Source organism: Methylobacterium persicinum, from assembly GCF_022179525.1.
GTDB lineage: Bacteria > Pseudomonadota > Alphaproteobacteria > Rhizobiales > Beijerinckiaceae > Methylobacterium > Methylobacterium persicinum.
The window spans coordinates 1-20,499 of sequence record NZ_BPQX01000035.1 but is presented as its reverse complement, the minus strand read 5'-3'; the positions used below and the strand labels follow the sequence as shown (position 1 = coordinate 20,499).

20 protein-coding genes and 2 pseudogenes are annotated in these 20,499 nt (G+C 61.7%); 14 read left to right on the top strand and 8 right to left on the bottom strand.

Features of this window, described 5'->3' with window-relative positions:
- Window positions 1-403 precede the first annotated feature (403 nt).
- Window positions 404-907, bottom strand: a complete 504-nt coding sequence (locus MFF22_RS15720; RefSeq protein ID WP_238249922.1) for a DUF892 family protein — start codon at window positions 905-907, stop codon at window positions 404-406.
- A 260-nt stretch (window positions 908-1,167) separates the two neighbouring features.
- Between MFF22_RS15720 and MFF22_RS15715 the strand changes: the two genes are divergently transcribed.
- Both MFF22_RS15715 and MFF22_RS15710 read left to right on the top strand, forming a co-directional pair.
- Window positions 1,168-2,412 (top strand): AraC family transcriptional regulator, encoded by a 1,245-nt coding sequence (locus tag MFF22_RS15715; RefSeq protein ID WP_238249921.1) that lies wholly within the window; start codon window positions 1,168-1,170, stop codon window positions 2,410-2,412.
- Window positions 2,413-2,489: 77 nt separating this feature from the next.
- Complete coding sequence (locus MFF22_RS15710; protein ID WP_238249920.1) at window positions 2,490-2,927, top strand: hypothetical protein; 438 nt, start codon at window positions 2,490-2,492, stop codon at window positions 2,925-2,927.
- Window positions 2,928-3,153: 226 nt separating this feature from the next.
- Here MFF22_RS15710 and MFF22_RS15705 read toward each other — a convergent pair whose 3' ends face one another.
- Entirely contained in the window at window positions 3,154-3,561 is a 408-nt protein-coding gene (locus tag MFF22_RS15705) for a hypothetical protein (RefSeq protein ID WP_238249919.1), read from the bottom strand.
- 472 nt (window positions 3,562-4,033) lie between these two features.
- Window positions 4,034-4,561, bottom strand: coding sequence for a Spy/CpxP family protein refolding chaperone (locus MFF22_RS15700; protein ID WP_238249918.1), 528 nt, complete (start codon window positions 4,559-4,561; stop codon window positions 4,034-4,036).
- A 564-nt stretch (window positions 4,562-5,125) separates the two neighbouring features.
- Between MFF22_RS15700 and MFF22_RS15695 the strand changes: the two genes are divergently transcribed.
- From MFF22_RS15695 to MFF22_RS15680, 4 genes and pseudogenes are all read left to right on the top strand, one after another.
- A complete protein-coding gene (locus MFF22_RS15695) occupies window positions 5,126-6,682 on the top strand; it encodes a tyrosine-type recombinase/integrase (protein ID WP_306424681.1) in 1,557 nt (518 codons plus the stop codon).
- A gap of 59 nt (window positions 6,683-6,741) precedes the next feature.
- Window positions 6,742-7,184: pseudogene (locus MFF22_RS15690) on the top strand (IS5 family transposase); the annotation flags it as partial.
- Between the two features lie 598 nt (window positions 7,185-7,782).
- Window positions 7,783-8,457, top strand: a pseudogene (locus tag MFF22_RS15685) (IS256 family transposase); the annotation flags it as partial.
- Between the two features lie 639 nt (window positions 8,458-9,096).
- Window positions 9,097-9,645, top strand: a complete 549-nt coding sequence (locus MFF22_RS15680) for a hypothetical protein (protein ID WP_238249917.1) — start codon at window positions 9,097-9,099, stop codon at window positions 9,643-9,645.
- Between the two features lie 325 nt (window positions 9,646-9,970).
- On the opposite strand, the gene MFF22_RS15675 is transcribed toward MFF22_RS15680, so the two are convergent.
- Together MFF22_RS15675 and MFF22_RS15670 are read right to left on the bottom strand one after the other, a co-directional pair.
- Window positions 9,971-10,372, bottom strand: a complete 402-nt coding sequence (locus MFF22_RS15675; RefSeq protein ID WP_238249916.1) for a hypothetical protein — start codon at window positions 10,370-10,372, stop codon at window positions 9,971-9,973.
- Window positions 10,373-10,490: 118 nt separating this feature from the next.
- On the bottom strand, window positions 10,491-10,919 hold the full coding sequence (locus tag MFF22_RS15670) for a hypothetical protein (protein WP_238249915.1): 429 nt from the start codon (window positions 10,917-10,919) through the stop codon (window positions 10,491-10,493).
- Between the two features lie 344 nt (window positions 10,920-11,263).
- Between MFF22_RS15670 and MFF22_RS15665 the strand changes: the two genes are divergently transcribed.
- Entirely contained in the window at window positions 11,264-11,962 is a 699-nt protein-coding gene (locus tag MFF22_RS15665) for a haloacid dehalogenase type II (RefSeq protein ID WP_238249914.1), read from the top strand.
- Window positions 11,963-12,481: 519 nt separating this feature from the next.
- Here MFF22_RS15665 and MFF22_RS15660 read toward each other — a convergent pair.
- Window positions 12,482-13,219 (bottom strand): DUF6508 domain-containing protein, encoded by a 738-nt coding sequence (locus MFF22_RS15660; protein WP_238249913.1) that lies wholly within the window; start codon window positions 13,217-13,219, stop codon window positions 12,482-12,484.
- 356 nt (window positions 13,220-13,575) lie between these two features.
- On the opposite strand from MFF22_RS15660, the gene MFF22_RS24850 reads away from it, so the two are divergent.
- The 5 genes from MFF22_RS24850 to MFF22_RS15640 all read left to right on the top strand — a co-directional run bounded on the left by MFF22_RS24850 (window position 13,576) and on the right by MFF22_RS15640 (window position 17,016).
- Window positions 13,576-13,812, top strand: a complete 237-nt coding sequence (locus tag MFF22_RS24850; protein WP_370877624.1) for a helix-turn-helix transcriptional regulator — start codon at window positions 13,576-13,578, stop codon at window positions 13,810-13,812.
- Window positions 13,813-13,834: 22 nt separating this feature from the next.
- Entirely contained in the window at window positions 13,835-15,142 is a 1,308-nt protein-coding gene (locus MFF22_RS15655) for a reverse transcriptase domain-containing protein (protein WP_238249912.1), read from the top strand.
- Between the two features lie 339 nt (window positions 15,143-15,481).
- Window positions 15,482-15,913 (top strand): AbrB/MazE/SpoVT family DNA-binding domain-containing protein, encoded by a 432-nt coding sequence (locus MFF22_RS15650; protein WP_238249911.1) that lies wholly within the window; start codon window positions 15,482-15,484, stop codon window positions 15,911-15,913.
- Window positions 15,913-16,332 carry a type II toxin-antitoxin system PemK/MazF family toxin gene (locus MFF22_RS15645; protein WP_238249910.1) on the top strand — a complete coding sequence of 140 codons (420 nt, stop codon included), beginning with the start codon at window positions 15,913-15,915 and terminating at the stop codon, window positions 16,330-16,332. Before MFF22_RS15650 ends, MFF22_RS15645 begins: the two co-directional genes overlap by 1 nt.
- A 261-nt stretch (window positions 16,333-16,593) precedes the next feature.
- Window positions 16,594-17,016: a hypothetical protein gene (locus MFF22_RS15640; RefSeq protein ID WP_238249909.1), complete on the top strand. Its 423-nt coding sequence runs from the start codon at window positions 16,594-16,596 to the stop codon at window positions 17,014-17,016.
- Between the two features lie 7 nt (window positions 17,017-17,023).
- Here the strand turns inward: MFF22_RS15640 and MFF22_RS15635 are convergent, their stop codons facing one another.
- Both MFF22_RS15635 and MFF22_RS15630 read right to left on the bottom strand, forming a co-directional pair.
- On the bottom strand, window positions 17,024-17,446 hold the full coding sequence (locus MFF22_RS15635) for a hypothetical protein (RefSeq protein WP_238249908.1): 423 nt from the start codon (window positions 17,444-17,446) through the stop codon (window positions 17,024-17,026).
- 253 nt (window positions 17,447-17,699) lie between these two features.
- Window positions 17,700-18,248, bottom strand: coding sequence for a hypothetical protein (locus tag MFF22_RS15630; RefSeq protein WP_238249907.1), 549 nt, complete (start codon window positions 18,246-18,248; stop codon window positions 17,700-17,702).
- 680 nt (window positions 18,249-18,928) lie between these two features.
- Here MFF22_RS15630 and MFF22_RS15620 point away from each other — a divergent pair.
- Window positions 18,929-19,579, top strand: a complete 651-nt coding sequence (locus tag MFF22_RS15620) for an AAA family ATPase (RefSeq protein WP_238249905.1) — start codon at window positions 18,929-18,931, stop codon at window positions 19,577-19,579.
- Window positions 19,576-19,953: a hypothetical protein gene (locus tag MFF22_RS15615; RefSeq protein ID WP_238249904.1), complete on the top strand. Its 378-nt coding sequence runs from the start codon at window positions 19,576-19,578 to the stop codon at window positions 19,951-19,953. The genes MFF22_RS15620 and MFF22_RS15615 overlap by 4 nt, the downstream gene beginning before the upstream one ends.
- The last annotated feature ends 546 nt before the right edge of the window (window positions 19,954-20,499 follow it).

Genomic DNA, 20,499 nt, shown 5'->3' with positions numbered 1-20,499 from the left:
CCTGAAATTTAAATACGTAGATTGTTACTCATTGTTGCGCATTTGTGCCATGTAATTGAAGGTTGCAGCTTCTCATCACTGGTATTCCTATTGTCGGCGCGGAAAGCAACTGACGGATGTTGTTCCACCGGGTATGGCGCGCCGTAGGAGCCTCCCACCACACTTTTTGCGGTTGTGTTTGCCGCGCCGAACGAGCGTGAAACCGCCGGTCGGCCCTGCCGACCGGAAGGGGGATCCGCAGCTCGCCGATCCTCGAAGCATATGCTGGCGTAGGCGCGTCGCCTGCGACCCGGGACGCCGCGCCCGGCGTTTGGGGAAGCGCGCGGTGGTTCGATCAGGGCGCGTCGCGGCTGATCGCTTGGCCCCGCAGCATCCGGCCGCTGCGGGGCGTCTGTCGGGTGCGTCAGGCGGCGAGCTTCACGGCGTGCCGGCTCTCGATGGTGCGCTGGATCAGACGGCGGGTCCGTTCGACGAAGGCGAGCTTGTCCGCGAGGCAGCTTTCCAGCAGGACGCCGACGCCGAGATGCCCGCTGACATCGGCCATGGCGACCAGGGCGATGTACTCCGCCAGACGCAGGTGCATCATGTGGTTGGCCTGGATCAGGACGAACAAGGCCTTGGCGGCCGGCGCCTGGATCTCGGCCAGTTCCCGTCGGAAATCCTCGAGGAAGGCTTCCTGCAGCCGCCCGTTGGCGGTGACGGGCTTCTCTTCGATGAGCACGAAGCAGCGGTCGAGGGACTTGATGGTCTGATCCTGCAGGAACGCACGGGACTGGAGCGCCTCCTGGATCGCCGGGTCCTGAACGGACTTTCCGAGTTCCTCGTAGACCTTCGTGGCACGCTCAGCATGATATCGCGCATCGCTCAGCATGCGGACGAAGAGTTCCCTCGGTGTTTTCACGGGCATGGCGGGATCCTTTCAGTCTTCAGAGCCTAGAAGCTCCGTATGTGGCTTAGGCCGTCGGGGCACCGTCCGCTTGACCGGACCGACACGACTTCCAACAGATCCGGACACGTCCTCGCGCCCGCCCGCTGGACGGTTTCCTTGAGGAAGATCAACACCCGTGGCCGGCCGGCCTGTCAGTGAAGATGGCCCCGGCCGCCGGGGCGCACGCCATTGCAGGGGCGCCCGGCCCGCGCCGACCAGAGGCGGAAAGGCGGCCAGACGTGTCCAAGCCAAAGGCTCACCGCGCCTGGGTCTCACCCCCGATTTCCAGGGCGCAATCCCCCACCGGCCGCGTCCCCTCGGCCCCTGAGGCCGGCCGGGTCGGCCTGGCCCGGGAGATCCCGGTGACGCTGCTGGCGCTGGGGATCGACCCGGCACCGCTCATCGCCGCCGCAGGTATCGATCCGGCGTTGCTGAAGGACGCCGACAACCTGCTGCCGGCCTCCTGGCTCGGACGGCTCCTCGATGCCTGCAAGGTGGCCTGCGGATGCCCGTGCCTCGCCCTGCTGGTGGGCACCCGCGGGGGGCTCTCGTCCTTCGGGATGGTGGGGCTGCTGATGCAGCACTCGCCGAGCGTGGCCGATGCCCTGCATTGCCTCGTGAGGCACGGGCACCTGTACCATCCGGAAATCGTGCCGACGTTGCAGGTCACAGACGGAGCGGCGGTGCTCCGCTGCAGGATCCTCCCGGCCGACACGGCCGGGTCGGAAGAGGCCGCGGAGTGCGCTCTGGCGGCCGCATTCCGCATGATGCAAGCCCTCTGCGGCCCGGACTGGTGCCCGAGCGAGGTGCTCCTCGCCCGGGGGGTCGAGGGCCGTGCCGCCGACTTCCGCCGGGTCTTCGAGGCCCCGGTCCGAGCCCATGAGGAAGCGGGCGCCCTGGTCTTCCCGGCCTGTTGGCTGGATTACCCGGTCGTCGGCGCAGATCTCGGCTTCCGATCGTTGCTGGAGCACCGGGTCGCGGATCTGGAGGATATGAGCGACGAGCCCCTGGCCGCACAGGTGCGCCGGTCGCTGCGCCCCCTCCTGCTGGGAGAAGGATGCTCGGCCGCCAGGGCGGCGGATCTGTTCGCCATGCACAGCCGCACCATGAGCCGGAGGCTGAAGGCCGAGGGGCTCAGCTTTCAACGTCTCGTCGATGAAGTCCGATACGAGATCGCCTGTCATCTCCTTCGGAACACATCCATCCATCTGGCCCAGGCCGCAGTGGCGCTCGGCTATTCGGAGGCCAGCGCCTTCACCCGCGCCTTCCACCGCTGGTCGGGGACGACGCCCAAGGCGTGGCGGTTGCAGGCGGCATCGGGCCTTTTGCGGGAGGTGGACACACGAGACGCAGCGGGTTGGACGTCCCTTCCCCCGATACGGCACCGCCTGGCCCCAGGGGATCTGCCGAACCCGAATGGCCCGGGCTGCGGGATTAGCCGCCGCCAGACCGGCGCACGAACGGCCTCAGCCCGCGGCGACTGAGGATGGACCGCCGGATGTCTTGGCCAGTCCAGAAATCGCGGCGGCCGGTCAAGATGATCCTGCCCGGTCGCGCGAGAATGGCACCGTTCTACTCAGAACGAAGACGCCAATCATTGGAGGATGTCATGCCGTTCATTGTCCCGCGATCGACAATCCGATCCGCGCGGCTCGGCCTCGCCGCGATGGGTACGCTGGTCTGTTCCCTGGCTTTGGCACAACCGCTGGTACTGCGCGTCAACCCGAACCTGGAACGCCGAGGCGTCGTCATGTTCGGAGATGAGCCCGGCACGGTACAGAGCCTGTTCGAGGCCGGCCCCCATTACAACGATCCGAGCGGCGTGCGCGTCGGACGAGGGAGCGAGATCCCGGAATGGTTGGGGCTCGGTTCATTCCAGAACGTCGCGATCCCCGGCCTGAGCCCGGTTAGCTATTACGGGTATTACATCTCCCCCGATGACAAGGCCGTCATCGTCGATCTGGATTCACGCCGGGTGGTCCGGGTTCTGTCGCACTGATGTCCGGCAGGCTTTTCCCCCGAGCGGGTCACGAGACGAGCGAACCGTCATCCCCGGCGGCCCGCTCGTCGCTTATGCGCCGATCCAGCCCTGCTTTCGGACAACCGCAAGGACGTATTCCGTTGTCCAGGGACCACGGAAAACGCCCTTTGCCATCGTTATCGGGCCGATTTCTCCCTTGGCCGGCGATTTCTCCTGGTAGGATCAACTCAGACCGGGGAAAGACTTAGTAGCCGTTCGGACGGCAGACGCCGTAATAGGTGTCGTAGTAGCGATAGGGACCGCAGCCACCATAGCGACTGGCTCCGTAGGCCGCAGCCGCCGCTCCGGCACCGATGGCGGCGGCGCCGACGGCATAGGGACGGTAGCCGTAGCGGCCATAGGCATAGCGGCCATTGCGGCCGTAGCCATAGCGGCCGTAGCCACCCCGATACCCGCCTCTATACCCACCGTGGATGCCGGCTACCCTGCCCCGGTTGACGCCGGCCACTCGTCCGCCGTGGAAACCGCCCGCACGAACTCCACCGCCCCGAAACCCTCCCCCGCCGTGGAATCCGGCTCGCGCATCGGCCTCCCCGGGAATAATCGCAAGAGCGCCGGCCATTACGGCCACACTGAGCAGTATCTTGTTCATGATCGGTCTCCTCGCCACCACCATGTCCTCGGGACTGGTTTTAATGGCTGGACTGAAGGCTCGGCCTCTCGGGCCAGTCTGCCCTTGATGTAGCGCAATCATCTTGGCGTTATTGTAGAAACCGCGGACTGCGCGCGGACCCGGATCCGCTTCGTCGTACCGAGCGCAGGATGCGGACGCCGTCGGGGCGGCGGGACGCCCCGGGACGAAGCGCAATTCAGGATTGCTTCCCTGCGCGCGATGACGGTGTTAGCGGAAGAGAAAAGGCTAAGCGTCGCAAGTGAGGTGAACTGAAGACTACTGCGCTGAAGCGCTTTCCGGGACACCCGGATCCCGTCATCACCATGGTCATTGCGAGCAGAGCGAAGCAATCCAGGGATCCGATCAGGTCTAAGATGTCCCGCTGCCCTGGATTGCTTTGCTCCGTTCGCAAAGACGGAAAGCACACGATCCAAGGATTGCCGAAACTGCTTTATCCCTCGCTGTCTTCCTCATCTTCCATGCGCCGCTGCTCGAACCTGTCCCGCATCTCGTGCACGACGAAGATGGTGAGGATCGCCAATCGCCTTTTCTGGTCCTGCGACAGGCTCTGGTAGAGAGGTTGCCATGCGTCGGCGAGGTTCTTCAGTTCTGTCGACCGCTGCGCCAAGTTGGCGGACCGGCGCTGCAGGAATGCCACCGGATCGCGATTCTGCAAAGCTTCGATGGCCCCTTTCTCGCTGAGATCGCTCAGCCGCTCGGACGCCGCCGTCACCCTCGCCTCCCGGCCCTTGGCCCTGTTACGAATGGCCTGCTCTATGGCCGGCCAGTACTGGGTCTGGTCGGGGCGAAGCTGCAGAGCGGCCTTGACGATCTCGACGCGCTGATCCGTCAAGAACTGGCTTTCGGCCTTGATGATGGTCGCCAGGCGCTCTTTGTCGGGCGAATTCTCCGCGAGAGCGAATGTCGGCACAGCCGCCAGGGCGAGCAATACCCCGGCATGAACGAGTGTCTTGCGCATGATGTCCTCCGCCGGCAGCTGGAACGATCGAACACGAAGGCAGCACCGCGGGACGAGCCAAAGAATGGATGGCCAATCGATCCATCCTATTTCATTACGCCTCGTCTTTAGCAGCGATCGAGTCCGACGATCCAAACGGGTCTCGACTGACGAAAGATTTTGTCGTCGATCGACCAATCCGTAAGATAGACAGGCCCTATGCCGCTGCTTGACGCCAAGGCCCAAAGACTTGTCATCTCACGACAACCCCTGGCAGCATCGTGGAATTTGGCAGATCGGCAGCACCCGTGGCCGAAAGACCCAACGGCGGAACAGAACGCCCGCAAGGGCCGCAATGAAAAACCCGCCGGGTCATCGACCGGGCGGGCTATGGAGATGGTAGCGAGGGAGGGATTTGAACCCCCGACACAAGGATTATGATTCCTTCTGCCGTGTAATTTTTACATCCATGAAGGAACGAGGCATTAACAAAGTCTGTATATTTATCAGTCCATTGCTCCGATCCCCTCGTGGCCACCCCGGGCGACACTGTTTGGGGCGCGCGACCCAGATGCGACCCAGACGATGACTGAGATTGTTGCGGTTCGCAAGCCAGCCAAGATCACCGTAGACATGCTTAAGACCGTCCTCCGAGACGTCGGCGGCCCGGAAGTTGAGCGACGCGACCCCGAATGCCCCGGACTGATTCTACGGGTCCGGCCGCGCTCAGGCGCACGTTGGTCCTACAAGGGACGCCTCCATGGACGTGAGAAACGCTGGGATCTCGGACCGGTGATCGCCACACGTAACAGCTTGGCTGACGTCCGCGATCAAGCCGCTCGCATTCGGGAGGCGCTCCGCAGGAACATCGATCCCACCGCAAAAACCATTAAAGCGCCTGCGATCGTGACGCCTCCCGCCTCCTGGGACTGGGAAGCTGGCGTAGAAGCCTTTCTCGCCCAGATTCAACGAACACGGCGGCCCGACACCCACACCGACTATCGACGCATCCTCCGAAACACGGAGGAATTGAATGTCTTTCACGGGAGGCGCCTCGCAGATATCAAGCGCGAAGAGATTGCCGGGGCGATCCGGATCATTCACGAGAGAGGCGTCGAGTCGCACGCAGCGCACGTTCTGCGGGTCGTCCGTTCCTTCTGGACGTGGCTGTCCGACGACGGCCAGCGCCAGCGTTCCCTCGTCGAGCCCAATCTGCTCTATCGCCTTCGACCGCCCGAGAGGACTCGTCGTGAAGTAGGCGACCGCTTAATCTCGCAGGCTGCCACTGGATCGCCGGGACGAAAGTCCGCCAAGCCAAAGCTACCAACCGAAAAAAGTCTCGGTCGAACTCTGGCCATCGCCGAGTCCGGCGCAGTCGACCCGCACGTGTCGTGGGCGATCGGGTTGCTCCTCTACACTGCGCAACGCCGGCGGGCGATCATGGGCGCCTACACAACGGATTTCAGCTGGTCCGATCCAGAGACACCGACTGGAACCGTCGTTTGGAACTTGCCTCCCTTCTACCGCAAAACCGGCCGCACTCGGCGAGCGACGGTTTCGCATCGACTCCCCCTGACCGGGTCGGCTGCCGAGCTCGTAAATCTCATCCAGCAGGAGGAAGATCTCGGTAGGCCGCATTCGGAGAATGGATATTGGCTGTTCCCCGCCCGACACCCGAAATCCAAATCGGCGAAGCGCAAGTCGCCCACGCTCGACCCTGGCGTGCTGAACCACAACCTCCTCGCCTTCCCCGAGGTCGACATCAGCCCGCACGGGATCCGGCGTGCCTTTCTGACCTATGGCAAGAAGCACCTCGGTTTCACGCGAGACGACGCTAAGCTTGTCCTCGATCACAACGAGGGTCGCCCGTCCGATGCCACGGATGCCTACGATTGGGACGAGGAGATGAATCGCAAGCTGGCTATGCTCGCGAAGTGGGGAAAATGGCTAGACGGACTTCGCGACGCAGCCGCGGCTTCCGATCCGATGCTCCGTAAGGAGAATAGAGAAGGGCTCGCAGAGCGGATTCGAAGAAATCGGTATCGCGAGAAGGGGTTGCTGAAGGACCGCCTGACCGGCTTCGGCAGCCGCGGTTCATTCGACCAGGAGGACGAGGACGATATCGGCGATTGGCAGGATTGACGCGCTCGTTATTACCGTCTGGCGATGAACTCGGATCGTGATGTCTCCTCGCCTCCAAGGGGGCGAGGGCGCAGGCCATCGGTCCGTCGCGCGGGGGCAACCGACCAAGATCCACGCCGTCACCGATGTTCTCGGCCGGCCCGGCATCCTTCTGCTGACACCGGGCAACGCCAGCGACGTGCCGAATGCCCCAGCAGGGCTGGCCGAGGCGCCGAGCCGGATCAGCCGCTTAACGCTGACAAGGTTTATGATGCCGATTGGCAGCGCACCGACCTTCGCAAAGTGGGGTCACGCCAGTCATGCCGGGCAACAGCGGTCGCAAGCGCCGGGTCCCCCATGACAGGTCCAGCTATCGGGAACGCTGGCGCATCGAGGCAATGTTCTACAGCCTCAAAGACTTTCTCGCATCGCCACACGATACGACAAGCTCGCCCGGAACTACGCCTCTGCCCTCGCTCTAACCACCGCCATCGCGTTCCGGTGCTCCGAGTCCAGATTCTAACAAGGCCCCTGCAGAAATCGAACTCGCGCCCGCGCGAAGTGTACAGCGCCGCCCAAAACTACCCCGCAAACCCCTCCGCAACAAGACGAGTTGATAAGCGAGATTAGCCCTGCGAATAGAATTAAACCGAATAGTTTGTCCAGGACTATTCAACGGGCCGCGAAGGAGCAAATCAGTCGCCGCGAAGGCATCGAATGCCGTTTCATTCCTTCCGGTGCGTCCCAAATCCATCTCGTCCCGGAATACCTCCCCGCAAACCCCTCCGCACGGAATGTCGCGTTTTTAGGTATCCGAGCACCACATAGTCCATCGCTTGCGTGCGGGCCGCCGGTCTGCCGTCCGGGGCAGTCGCTTCGACCGGAGTCCTCGGGGATGCGACAAGGCCGTCCTCTCGTCCGAACCGGGTTGGGCGAGGCGTTCCCAGGCGGAGACGCCTGGGTCGTGTCCCTGATGGTGGTGTAGCTCGCCGGTAGCGGGAGAGCCCGCCTGCGCGCCCTTCACAGGGCTGTAGCAGGCGGGATCTCTCGCGGGGTGGTCATCGGGGGTTGCCGGGTAGGGTCGGGTTGCGAGCACCAACCTCGAAACCGAGAGACCCCCGATGACCGACGAGATGATGGCCCTGCGCGGGCTGATAGAGAAGAGCGCCGACACAGATCTCCTGCGCGAGATGATCGGCTTTGCGGCCGAACGCCTGATGGAGCTGGAGGTCGGTGGCCTGACCGGCGCGGCCCATGGCGAGAAGAGCGCAGAGCGGCTGGTCCAGCGCAACGGCTATCGTGACCGGGACTGGCAGACGCGCGCTGGCACGGTGGAGTTGCGCATCCCCAAGCTGCGTAAGGGCTCGTACTTCCTGGCTTTCTTGGAACCGCGCCGGATGGCTGAAAAGGCGCTCACGGCTGTGATCCAGGAGGCCTACATCCAGGGCATCTCGACCCGCTCGGTTAATGACCTCGTCCAAGCGATGGGCGGCACAGGCGTGTCGAAGAGCCAAGTCAGCCGGCTCTGCCAGGAGATCGACGAGCGGGTCGGCGCATTCCTCGATCGGCCCATCGAGGGCGAGTGGCCCTACCTCTGGATTGATGCGACTTACGTGAAGGTGCGCCAGGACGGCCGCATCGTCTCGGTCGCCGTGATCGTGGCGGTGGGCGTGAACACTGACGGCCGTCGCGAGGTGCTTGGCATGGATGTCGGCCCCTCCGAGGCCGAGACGTTCTGGACGGACTTTCTCCGCAAGCTGGCGCGCCGCGGCCTGCGCGGGGTCAAGCTGTCGATCGGCGTCGAATGATGCCCCCTCCCACAAGCCCACTTAACTCATTGCAGGATCATCTGAAACGCGCTGATAGGTGGGGTCACGATCGGCGCCGATCGTGACCCCACCCAAATTGCGTATTTTCATGTTCTAACAGCTTGTTAGCGAGAATTTTGCCGGGGTCATGGTTCGACGCCGATGTACACTCAGGCGACGCAGCCGCGCGGCAGATCGCCGAGCAGATTTTGGAAAATATGCCCTGTTCCGCTGGCAAGGTCCGCGCGACGGAAGCGCGTAAGCGTGTGCTGATCGCCACAACGTAGCCAAGCGAAAATGAGCTGCCGACCCGACCCATTCGGTTGAGGGGCCTCCAAGATCGGGCCGGCGGGTCCCACGCAAGGGACCAGTCATAAGCTATGCCGCTTTCTAACTGCAGTGAAGGTGATGGCTGCTGCGGTTAGGGCCGCACGGCTCGGGCTCGCGCGTACTCCCACACCGGCACGCCCCAAGCCTGCCCTGGCCCGTTCCGATAGCCGGATGTCCGCTCGAATAGGATCCGGTTGGCCTCGACGTCGCGCGCCGGCTCCGCGCCGATCATCAGTGCTGTGGAAGGCCACGCGCCGGCCTCACGCTCGGAAGGGAAATGCTGCCGAGGGGCAGCGGGTGACCTTGGCCGCCAGACACACTAGCGAATTCCTGCTGAAGGTAGAGCTGCTTGAGCTAGCGACTGACGGGTCAGGGGCCGACGGCGTGATGGATGGGGGAAAGATCAGACACCGCGCCTGCTGCGTCTGCGCGGGCACTGTGCTGACCCTGATATCCGCTTGCGGGGGTGAAATCGCGCCGAGCATACAGATTGGCGATGACAAGGGCGGCAGCACCTACGGCCTCGACACACTCCCGTTCGAAATCCAACGGGCCGACGGCACGATCCTGACGGGACACGCCGCTGTTCGCATCCTGCGTGTTGATTTCTCCAGTCGGGATGCGAGGGGCCTCTCAGTCTGCAGCGGCGGCTTCACTCTCGATCAGGAGCACTCTTCCGTTCCGATCGGCGTCGATTGTACCGGCGACGGCATTCTACATGGCACCGTGACGATTGCTTGGGCCGATCATGGAGAAGGGACGTTCACTGAGCGATCAGGACGCACTTCCACTTTCCGCTATGGCTCAAGCCAGCAGCGGCGCCCGTTGCCGCTCGTGGCGCCATAGCGCGACTGCGATACGCCGAGCCTCATAAGTCCGTCGGAGCGGTGTTCCGAGGTCGCCCTGGCCTTCTGGCGAGAAGGCATAGGTTAGAACTCCGTCTGGCCCGTAGTTTCGGCGCATCTCAGCCCGCCAAAGGCCGTCGGCTACCGCGAGGGCCGACTCCGTGATGGCCAAACGGGCAGGATCGAGCGTGGGTGAGAGTTGAGCGTTCATCTCTGTCAACGCGTCGATCATACGCAAGGTCCGACCCAACACCTCCATCTTGCTCGCCGCCTTGAGGCAATGCCAATCACCGTTCTGACCCGGCCAATTGCTGCGATTAGCAGCATCAGAGCGGTTTGGTTTGCTGCAGAGGAGTGGGGGTACCGGAAATCACTTCAAACCTCGGCCCGAGCGCTGGTTCGGTTTCGACTGTGCCAACAGCTCCCCAGGGGCGTCCAACCTTGCTTCCGGGAGGGAGATCGGCAGGGTTCGGAAAAGAGGTGCGCCCCTCGATCCGCGCGACTTGGTGCCCAAGGCGGCGAAGCACTTGCTCGTTCTCATCCAGTCGTTGCTCTATCGCGAGCATGCGTTGTGACAAGCGTTCCTCGATCTCTTGCAAGTTGCCCTTGATCTGACGCTGAAGGGCATCAGGGTCAGTCAACAAGCGTCGCAGATATCCGAACATAGTCGATATCCAATCATTTTGATCGGCTTCATCTACAATAACATATTCAGACTGACGTAACACACTGTGATCAAGCAGAGACAAAATCTGAGATGGCTTGATTTTGGTTAGCGTGCTTAAGCATGACATATCCCGATCATTCGTCTGGAGCCGGTGCGGATCGAAATTGACGAACGATGGCTTAAGTGTAGGGACCGCCGAACAAATCCCCTGCCGCCTTCCGCCGGAACAGCGTCCGCCACCGCCGGCGCTTATGCTCCGGCCGGTCGTGGTTCATGTGGCACCGCTGGCAGACCGCGATGAGGTTCACGCCCCGGTTGTCGGAAGTATCGTGGTTGCGGTGAGCCGCAGCTAGGACCACCCGTGTTGTCCGGACGGACCCAAGCACGTCGTCCTCCCCGACCACGAGGCAGACGAGCTGGCCCGCTCCATCGCGCCAGGAACCGGCTTGCACGTCCCACCAGCGCCCATCTCCGAGATGCCAGACGGTTTCCCCGTGCGGGCGTCCGCACGCCTCGCAGCGGCCCTTGGCGCGCCGGAAGCGGATCACCGCTGAGAGTTGCGGCCAGTCGATGGGGTAGAAGAAGCGGTGCTCGCGCCGGATCGGCATAGCTGGTCACGTGTGTGGTCCATATAAAGCGAAGCTATATGGCATCCACTTCGGTCAGACATCCCCGTGCTGGAGCTACGACTTGCGCCGTCGGCCAAGCATGGTTCAGTTCGAAAGCTCCAAAAGCCGAGCCTTCCGCAATTAATTGCGGAAGGCTGCCCCGTACGCCGTACGAGTGGGTAGTCGCATCTACGGCAATTTCCGACCCAACCTGGCCGCTCGGGGCTCCATGGGCGCTTCCCATAAGCAGCCATTCATTGGCCGTCCGACAACTTTGACCCAGGGGTGGACAGTGGACGTTGTGGGCAGGGATAGTTCGCGTGGACCGTCCGTTGGGACCGATAATGCTGCAACTGCAACCTGTTCCGAAGGTGATCACCTTCGACTGCTACGGCACCCTGGTCCGGTGGCATGACGCTGTCCGGTCTGCGGCCCGCGCGATCCTGGCCGGACGCCTCACGGAGCCTGAGGCGCAAAAGCAATCGGTCGCTCTGGCTGATCGGCTGCGCAGCGCTGCCGTAGAGCGGCAGCAGCGCCCGCCCTACTGCGACTACAAGTCCGTTCTGCGGTCTGCCCTCGCTGTAGCCCTCGCCGAGGCCGGTCATGCAGCGGAGCCCGACGACGAGGAGATGCTGCTATCGACCCTTCGCCGGATCGAGCCGCACCCTGACGTTCCCGCCGCGCTTCATCGCTTGCGCGCGCGCTACCGGCTCGCGGTCATCAGCAATACGGACGACGACCTGATTGCTGGCTCAATCGCAGCGATCGGAGTGCCAATCGACTTCGTCGTCACCGCCGAGCAGGCCCAAGCCTACAAGCCAGACCACCGCCTCTTCCTACACGCCTACGCTACCCTGGGAGTGACGAAGGAGGAGACCGTGCACGTCGGCATGGGGCAGTTCACCGACCTCAAGGTCTGCCACGAACTCGGCATTCGGTCTGTATGGATCGACCGGGTTGGCGAACCGCTGAACCCGGACTGGCCGCCGCACGCCAAGCTGGATGACCTCACCGGCTTGCCCGACATGCTGTCGGTCTCTTGAACGGCTTCGGAGCCAGTCTGTGGGTTCGCATAGGGCACGCGCGCGGGTGCGACGGCAATGTCTGATACCCGCGGTTTTCGACCGGCAGCGGATTGGCAGAAATCCACCCATCGCGGACATGCTCCTCCCGCAATTAATTGCGCGTGAGTGGGTCCTAGCGTTCGATGCACTTACGCTACATGCTCCGATGAATGCCTCTCGGATTGCGCGATCTCTGATCGATTATAGAACGGCTGTGAACGCACACATCCCAATTTTCATGATAAAGGCCGGTGAGGACGGGCTCTCATGGGGCGGATCGGGGTACGACGTTCCCTGGGGACCGTTGGCTCAGAGCATAGGTAGGGGTCCCGGGTGGATGTCGTAGACCCTTCGTAGACGCCTCGGAGACCGTGCCAGGGACCGCTGCGGGACCGTAGAAAGCTACCCTCGGATCCGTCATATGAGAACCGCAAGTTGAGGACATTGGCCTTCACGGGAGTGGATCTAGCCGAGCACCTTTAAGTGTAAGCTCAAGTCTCAAATGTTGCGCTGGTCGAAAGCTGCCTGCTGCGCGATGTCCCGTTCCAGAAGAGATGTCAGAATACCCTCGTAGCCGTCGTACCGCTCGTAGAGGGCCTTCTGTGCGCTTGCCTTCAGGTAGGAATCACACATCGTATCGATGGCTGCCTGCCACGGGGATATGAGGGACCGGACAAGCTCCATATCCAGTGGTGGACTGCACCTGACACCGACTTGGAAATCTCGGATCAACAACGTTCGACCTACTCGGTTGGCATGTAGCACCGCGGCCCGCTCGAGGATCCGTACGAGCAGCCCGCTCTGGTGATAGCCTTCGAGAGCTTCGGATCCCCAGTGTGCCGATCTCATACAGACTGTGACGACACGGGCGAGATCATCCCGTTCGGCCTCTATCAAGGCACAGGGATCTTCGAGGAGGTACGCTCCCTCGGGCGTTTCCGACCAAGTCAACCAGTCGAAGTCGCGAACCCACCCGTAGGCATAGGCGTCTCGCATCAACGCTTCTGCCTCCCGGAAAAGGGAGAAGTAGCCGATCTGGATGACACCGGTTGCGGTCCGCTCGGCTGGCGTTGCCGTTCCGATGATGAAGTCGGGCCTGCGGAAGACGGGTAGATGCTTGGCGAGGGCGGCTAGGGTAGTGCGGGGACAACCTATCTTCTCGGGGTCGTGGTAGACCGGCTTGAGCTGATCCCAATTTTGGGGGCCGATGGTTTCGTCGTGGTCCTGTGCGGTCAACCTCACCTCTCGATGACCGGCTGCGGGGAACTGTTTGGGGTAAGCCATTGCGCAATTAATTGCGCGGGAAGTTACTCGTAGCTTGGGTCAATCGATCGCCTTTCGCAACAAAAATTCGCTCACACAGCTGCGCGCAATTAATTGCGCAAGAACTGGCAAAGGAGGTACTACGCGGGGATCGAAAAAAATCGGATTGTCTCTTGACAGACACGTGCCGACCAATGAACATGGTCATTAACGTCGTTTTATACGACGTTCTCGGACAAGGATCGTCCTCCCTAAGATGGCTATAAGCCGTCGGGTGGCGATCTGTGGCCTCTCGACGGTCTTGCTAAGACACAGTCGTGGAGGTTCTGATGCCCCTTAATTTTGCCCGCCGACACAAAGCTGCAGACCTTCTGACGAAGAAGGAAGCTGCCGACCTGCTGCGCACCACGACGAGGACTTTGGATCGTTGGCATAAGCATGGGCAGGGGCCTCGTCGCATTCCACTCGGAAAGCGCATTCGGTATTTGCGCAAAGACGTTTGGGACTGGGTCGATAAACGGCCCTTCGCTGCTCAAGCAGAAGCCACGCTTGAAATAGCCTCTTAGGCGCGAAGATTAGGCAGCCGTCATGCTCGAGATCGATGCCGTGGTGCAGAGAGCTGCTTATCTCGTGGATGCAGCATTTGCTGACGAGATGCGGGGTGTCGCCATCGACGCTCGAGGCAAACTCATGAAATTGCGGCGGGCAGTCGAGAGCGGCTCGGGCAAACGGATCAGGGATGCACAACGCATCCTGCTCGCGTCTTTCTCGCTCAAGCTGTCGTGCGTTATCCTCTCTGCAGACAATGACAATGGTGAAGTGACCCGTTTGTCTCTGCATGAGATGGCCGAAGAGCTTGATCCATTTTTCGATCCGGATGAGCCGGTGCTTGGTTTTCTGAAGATCAAGTCCGTACGGGGCGATTGGCGTCCTATCCTGGTCTTCGGACCGCGTCGGAAAACGCTACAAACGCTCGTTTGTCTCGTTCTGTCCGCCAAATTCGGTCCCTGTCCGATCGACTTTATGGTGAAAGGGCGCGGCGTCGAGATCGCCGCAGATCGCATTACTCAGTTCATTGATGATGGCATCAACCACTTTGTGGTGGCCGACATCAAGGCGTGCTTCAGGTCCGTGAAGCAAGGGGAAATCGCCGGACGTCTCGGCATTCCTCCGGCGGTGGTCCGTCACTGCCTACTACCCGGAGAGGACCTCCTGTTACCCTCCCCCTCCGAGCTCTACCCCTACACCAGCCATACAGCGTTTAGCGAAGCGGTCCGGCAAGGGCTGCCACAGGGTGCACGTTCGTCCAATCTCGTCATCAGTCAGCTTCTCGGACCTGAGCTGCGGTCTATGACCTCGGGCCGTGATGTCATCCTCTACGGGGATGATATCGCGATCCCGGCTGTGACCCAGGAGGTGGCCGAAACGCTTGCGAAGACCCTGTCTGATTGTCTCGGCAATCACCCTGCCGGACCGTTTCGTTTAAAACGCTGCGAGGTCGTCGACGCCCGCGCGGGCTTCAACTTCCTCAAATACAAATTCCGCCGAGACCATCGGACGGGCTATGCAAAGCTGCGCCCAGCGGACCTGACTTATCTGCGCTTCGCCGAGCGGGTTCGTGACATCGCCAAATGGGAGCCTATCAATGATGTGTACCCGATGGTGATGACGTATCGGCATCGGTGGCTTGCGTCGTTCAAACGATATGATGCATGCGGAGATGCTTTAAACTTGCTCGGACAGTCGGCCATCTTAGAGTTGCCCTCTCTGCCAATGAGCCGGTGGGATATCAGTTGCCGAGCGTACGCCGAAGCGGGAAAGCCAGTTCTCTCGCATATCGATGATTGGCTTGATCTCGGTCTCGCCCGTTCTCGGTGTGGACCTGCCGCTAAATGAGCTTCGTGAGTTTGATGGAGCATCTCAATCAAGCACGTCGGAATTGCGCAATTAATTGCGCGCCAATGCGGCGTGCTTGTGAGCCGGCGGTCGAAGATGTTCGGCATGCCGAAGATCGCCCCGGCAAGCTGGGGATGCGTGGGTATTTAGAGAGACGGCTGCCAAGCAGCATCTGCGCTAGCACACCGGTCGCCCTGCGGATGTTATGGAACCAAAAAAGTAAGGGGCGGGGTCCAGAAAATTGCTGGATGCGCGAACGCGCGACGCCCGGAGAGGACCCCTCGTCGAGAACGGAGGTTAGTGCTACATAGGTAGCACATGCACCTAGAGGAGGTTGTCATGCCAACGACCGCTCGGACGTCCCAGCGCCGCCCCGTTGTCATCGCTCCGCCCGAGGCCGAGAAGCCCCGGGGCGCCAGCCGGGCCATTCAGGAAGCCGCGACGGGCAGGATCGCGCTCAAGAAGAAGCGCCCTCTGAAGTCGGCGACCAAAACCATTGTGGTGAAGGTTCGTCGCCAGGGCGGTGCCCGGGTGATGACCATACCGCCCGTCCTTCTTGCCTCGCTCGGGGCCGATGAAGGAACCGAGCTGGCGGTCGATGTGAAGGGTGGCAAGCTCGTGGCCGAGCCGGTCGTGCCTGAGCCCGCGTCGGCCCCGCGCCGCCGCTATACGCTGGCCGAGCTGCTACAGGGGGCGGAGCACCTGCCCGAGATTTACGCCTCCGTCGCGGGTGCCCTCAACGGTGAGCCGATCGGGAACGAGATCGGCTGATGGGGCCTCGACCGCCGCAGGGGCCGCGTCGCGGCGAAATTTTCTCGATCGACACAAATCCCGTTACCGGCCGCGAGATGCGCGATCGGCATTACTGGATCGTCCTTACGCCCGAGGCGGTGAATCGGCTGGGCATGGCTATCTGCGTCGTCGTCTCGACTGGCGCTGGAGGTGCTAGGGAGGCGGGCGTTACGGTGAGGGTCGTCGCAGACGGCGTGACCGGCGTAGCGATCTGCACGCAGGTCCGAAGCTTTGATCTGATGGCACGGCTACAGGCAAAGTCCGCGACCCGTGCCGGCATGGTGCAGGCTGATGTGGTGGATGAGATCGCGGCGCGGATTGCCAGTCTCATTGAGACGGCAGACCCGGCGGCAACACGACAGAAGTCAGCAAATCCGAAAGGGCGGGCGAGAGGATAATGAGGGTAATTTGCTCTCTGCGCGTCGTATCTAGTCCCTGAGACTTGGGTGGAGTGAGCCGATACCATCCGGCAGCGGCCGGCTTACTCGTAGATTTCTAGCCGCGCCGATCCTTTAACAATGGAAGCTTTGATGCCCGATCCATCAACCGCCACGCAAGTGATGCCTGTAGTGGAAGCAGCCTTACCTTGGTGGTTGCCGTTGGTTTAGCCATCTATTACTGCAATTATTGCAATTATTTCCGTTGGCACCGCTATATACGTGGCTAACAATTGGTCGAAGACCCTAAAAAATCAAGCGGCAGATAAAGCTATTGGAGCTGCTGCATCATTTTATCATACCCTCGGGCGCATGAATTGGGCTGTGACAGGGGCGAAATCTGACGAATTCTACAAGATATTTAATGATGTTCACTCAAAAAGATCTGAAATGTCGGTATCACTTATAGGCCTTAAAAGATATCACAAAAGTGTACAGGATGCATTTTGCGATAACGAGCATAAAAAGCTTGATTTGATAAAAGCAAAGGCTGACAAGGTTCTTAAAGTTGACTCTACTACGGGAGAAAAGCAAGAACTTAAGAATATGGTGATCGATTTGGCGAATGCAGCGAAATCTAGGATCGATTACATCGAAAAGATTTCGGCGAATAGAAAACTTCGTCTGTTTCCGATCAGACGCTAGTTGAGGCTTAGGCGTAGGGTCCCTGGAATAGGTCCCCTCCCGCCTTCCTCTGAAACAGGGTCCGCCACCGCCGCCGACGATGCTCCGGCCGGTCGTGTTCGAGGTGACATCGCTGGCACCAAGCTGCGAGGTTGGCGTCCCGGTTGTCGGCGGTGTCGTGGTTACGGTGCGCGGCCGCCAGGACGACGCGGGTGCGCCGGACGCGGGCGAAGCCGGCGGAGATGTCGACGACGGTGACGGTGCCGTCGGGCGCGCGCCAGACGTCCGCGGCGTCGTCCCACCACCTGCCGTCGCCGGTGTGATAGACGAACCGGCCATGCGGGCGCCCGCACGCCTCGCATCGGCCCCGGGCCCGGCCAAAGCGGATCACGGCCGACAGTTGCGGCCAGTCGATGGGGTAAAAGAAGCGGTGTTCGCGCCGGATCGGCATGGTGGCCCCGTTATGCCATCGCGCGCGGCGAAAGCGTAGGGCTTAGGAGCTAGGACGGATCGCATGGACAAGTCCGACCTAGTGTTCTGGGCCTTCGTCGCCGTGGCAGTCCCAGGGCTAGCCCTACCTACAGCGATCGCATGGTGGAAGGGTCGCGCCGTCGTACCCATCGCCCTGCTCAGCGTTGCCTTCTGGCCGGCGGCTCTCGTCGTAGCACTTCGGCTGAAGCAACGAGGTTCGGATCGGGTGTAACTTACCTCTCTTGATCTTCACTAGCAATCTTCGGCTGGTGCCTCCGCAGGCCAAAGATACGGCGTGAGGGATTTTTATATTCAAGAGCTAAGTACGGTACAAATATTTCTTCATCAATATAGAAATTGTATAGTTTTGTGGTTATTAATTGAACCTCTTTCCACCTTAATTCGTTCTTTTCTTCTGTAAACTCATCAATATCAAGACGCTTTTCTAAAGCATCGTCACAATGAGCAATCATGGCTTCAGTGTTGGCAAGCCTAACAACCTCCGATCGTATCATATCAAATTTTTTTCGGAGGTCTCTCCCGAATAAAAATCGAGCCGACAAGAAGGCATTCTCGAACTTTTCTACCCGCTCTGAGGTCATTGGGCCTTGTCTGTACCAGAATTCGAATGCTTCCATAATCTTTAGGTATGCTGCATGCCGAAGTGGGTATAAATCGGCGGCAAGTTTCCATTTCGCCGTCTGCCACTGTCCGTAAGCTATGCCCGCGGCGACCAAGGCAACGAACGCTGCTACAGCCGAAATTATCGCAGTATCACTCACGCCGACGCTCCTGCGCTAAGCCGCCGAGCTACAACGCGCCAAGCACTTCGTTCGGTCCGTAAGCGGGCTAGCTCATCTCGAAGGGCCTCGACTTCGGCATGCAACTCGCCGGCATCTACCGCCAGTTCTATACATTGGTCCTGCGCCTCGGCGAGCTGCGCCCGTAGCTCGGCATTCTCTACCGCCAAGGCCAGGACGAGGCAGTCCTTGTCGTCGCTCATCAACCCACGGTGCTCTGGCTGCCCTCTGCCCCGGGGTATCACCGCGCGGTCGGCGCGGCGAGCGTAGCCCCCAGGCCGTTCGCTGCAAGTGAAGCCCAAGGCCACGCGACAGTGGCGTTATCGTAGTGCGACGAAAGTGCTTTGAGCACGTCAGGGCGGTGCCTGCAAAACGGGGCCTTGGCGATTTCATACTGGTGCCGTCGTCCCGCCCGCCTGATCAAGCGATACGGAAGCGACGCGCTCGCCCTTGCCGGAGGCCGCGGCCGTCGCGGCGGCGAAGCGTTCGGGCGAGGGTTCGAAACAGTTTCGAACCCTCGTGTGCTGCCGAGCACCGGTGCGACCGAAACAGTTTCGATCGCATTTCGGCCGGCGATGCCTTCAAGCCAATGCGGCGCCGCCTTAACACCCTCGTGACGTTTTTGTCCCACCACGCTAGCACGGCGATGGAGGATGATTCGTGTGGCGAAGATCATAGGGCTCGCGCAGACCAAGGGCGGCGTCGGCAAGACGACGATCGGCCTGAACCTCGCCGCGGAGCTGGCGCGGCGGGGGCAGCGCGCAGTCATGCTCGATGCGGATCCGGCCGCGCATGCCGCCTCGATCGCCGAAGATGGACGCCTCGCCTTCCCCGTATCTGCTCACCTGCTCGAGAGCGACGACGACAAGCTGGTCGCCGGGTGGGTCCGCGAGGTGAGGGGGCAGGAGGCAGACTTCGTGTTGATCGACGCGCCGGGCGCGATGGGTGCCGCCTTTGGGGCCACCATCGCGATCGCGGATCTCGTGCTCGTGCCGAGCGGCGCGACCGTGATGGACGTGAGAGGCGCCGCCGAGACGATCGGCACAATCCGGCGGCATCGCAAGGTAGCGAAACGCGACCGACCTGACATCCTCATCGTGCCGAGCCGCATCGACCGCCGCACCGGCGCCGGGCGCGATGTCATCGCTACCCTGGCCGCACTGACCGAGCCGGTGGCACCCGCGATTAGCTACCGCGCGGCCGTGGCCGACAGCCTCGCGAGCGGCGAGGGCGTGCCACCCGATAGCCCATCCGCCGCCGAGTTCTCCGCCCTCGCCGACGCCGTTCTCGTCCGCCTTGGAGTGTCCGAATGACCCGCCGCCCCTCCGCCGCCGAAGCCATCGCAATGAAAGCTGCCGCCGCCGTTGCCGCCCAGGACCAAGAGGAGGAGGCCGCGGAAATGGATGCTGCCGAACAGGCCTCGCCGGAACCTGCTGTGCCCGCATTCGAGCCGAGCATGTTCAAGTCTACAATCGAGCAAGTCGCCGCCGTCAAACTGGGCGCGCCGAGGGGGCGCCCCAAAGGGCGCCGCCCGGTTGCGTCGCGACAGACCGTCTACTTGGATGAACGGCGCCACGCTGCCCTGGCTCGCATCGCCGAGGACCGCGGCCGGTCGATCCATTCGTTAATCCTCGAAGGCATCGACCACGTGATCGGCAAGCCCGCTGCGAAAGGGTGGGAGCAGTAGCAACACGGCGGCAGAGAACCGCCGCCTCACCATTTTCGTGGTGGTATTTTAGAGGGGCTTTTACGTCAGGCCGATCGGGGTTAACGTGCAGGTGGCCGAGGCCGGTATCGAATGGTACGGTCGAGGTTCGCCCGCGATTCTGGGCGCGAGTCGATAAGGATGCAGCCACCGCGGTAGCGACCTGAAAAAGCAACGACCCCCCTGACGCCAATCAGGAGGGTCGTGGACCGATCCAATAAAGACCGGCGGGACCAAATTTCCATCCCGACAGTCTCACGGAGGCCCCCCGGGGTCAAGATGGAGCGCCAACTCTGTCCATGGTCTCGCTTTGCCTGGATGCCCGCGCGCCCGCCAAGGCGCGTGAGCCCTGCCGCGCACCCAGGAAGGTGCGTGACCGATGGTCTATTTGGAGATGGCGGCCGCTGTTGAGCGAGCCGCGCCTGACCGCCTTGGCGAAGTGGCGGTGGCGATCAACACGGCGTTCCTAGCCGGGGGATTGTCCGAGGATGAGTACGAACAGCTTGACTGTGTTTCGGCGTGCAACTT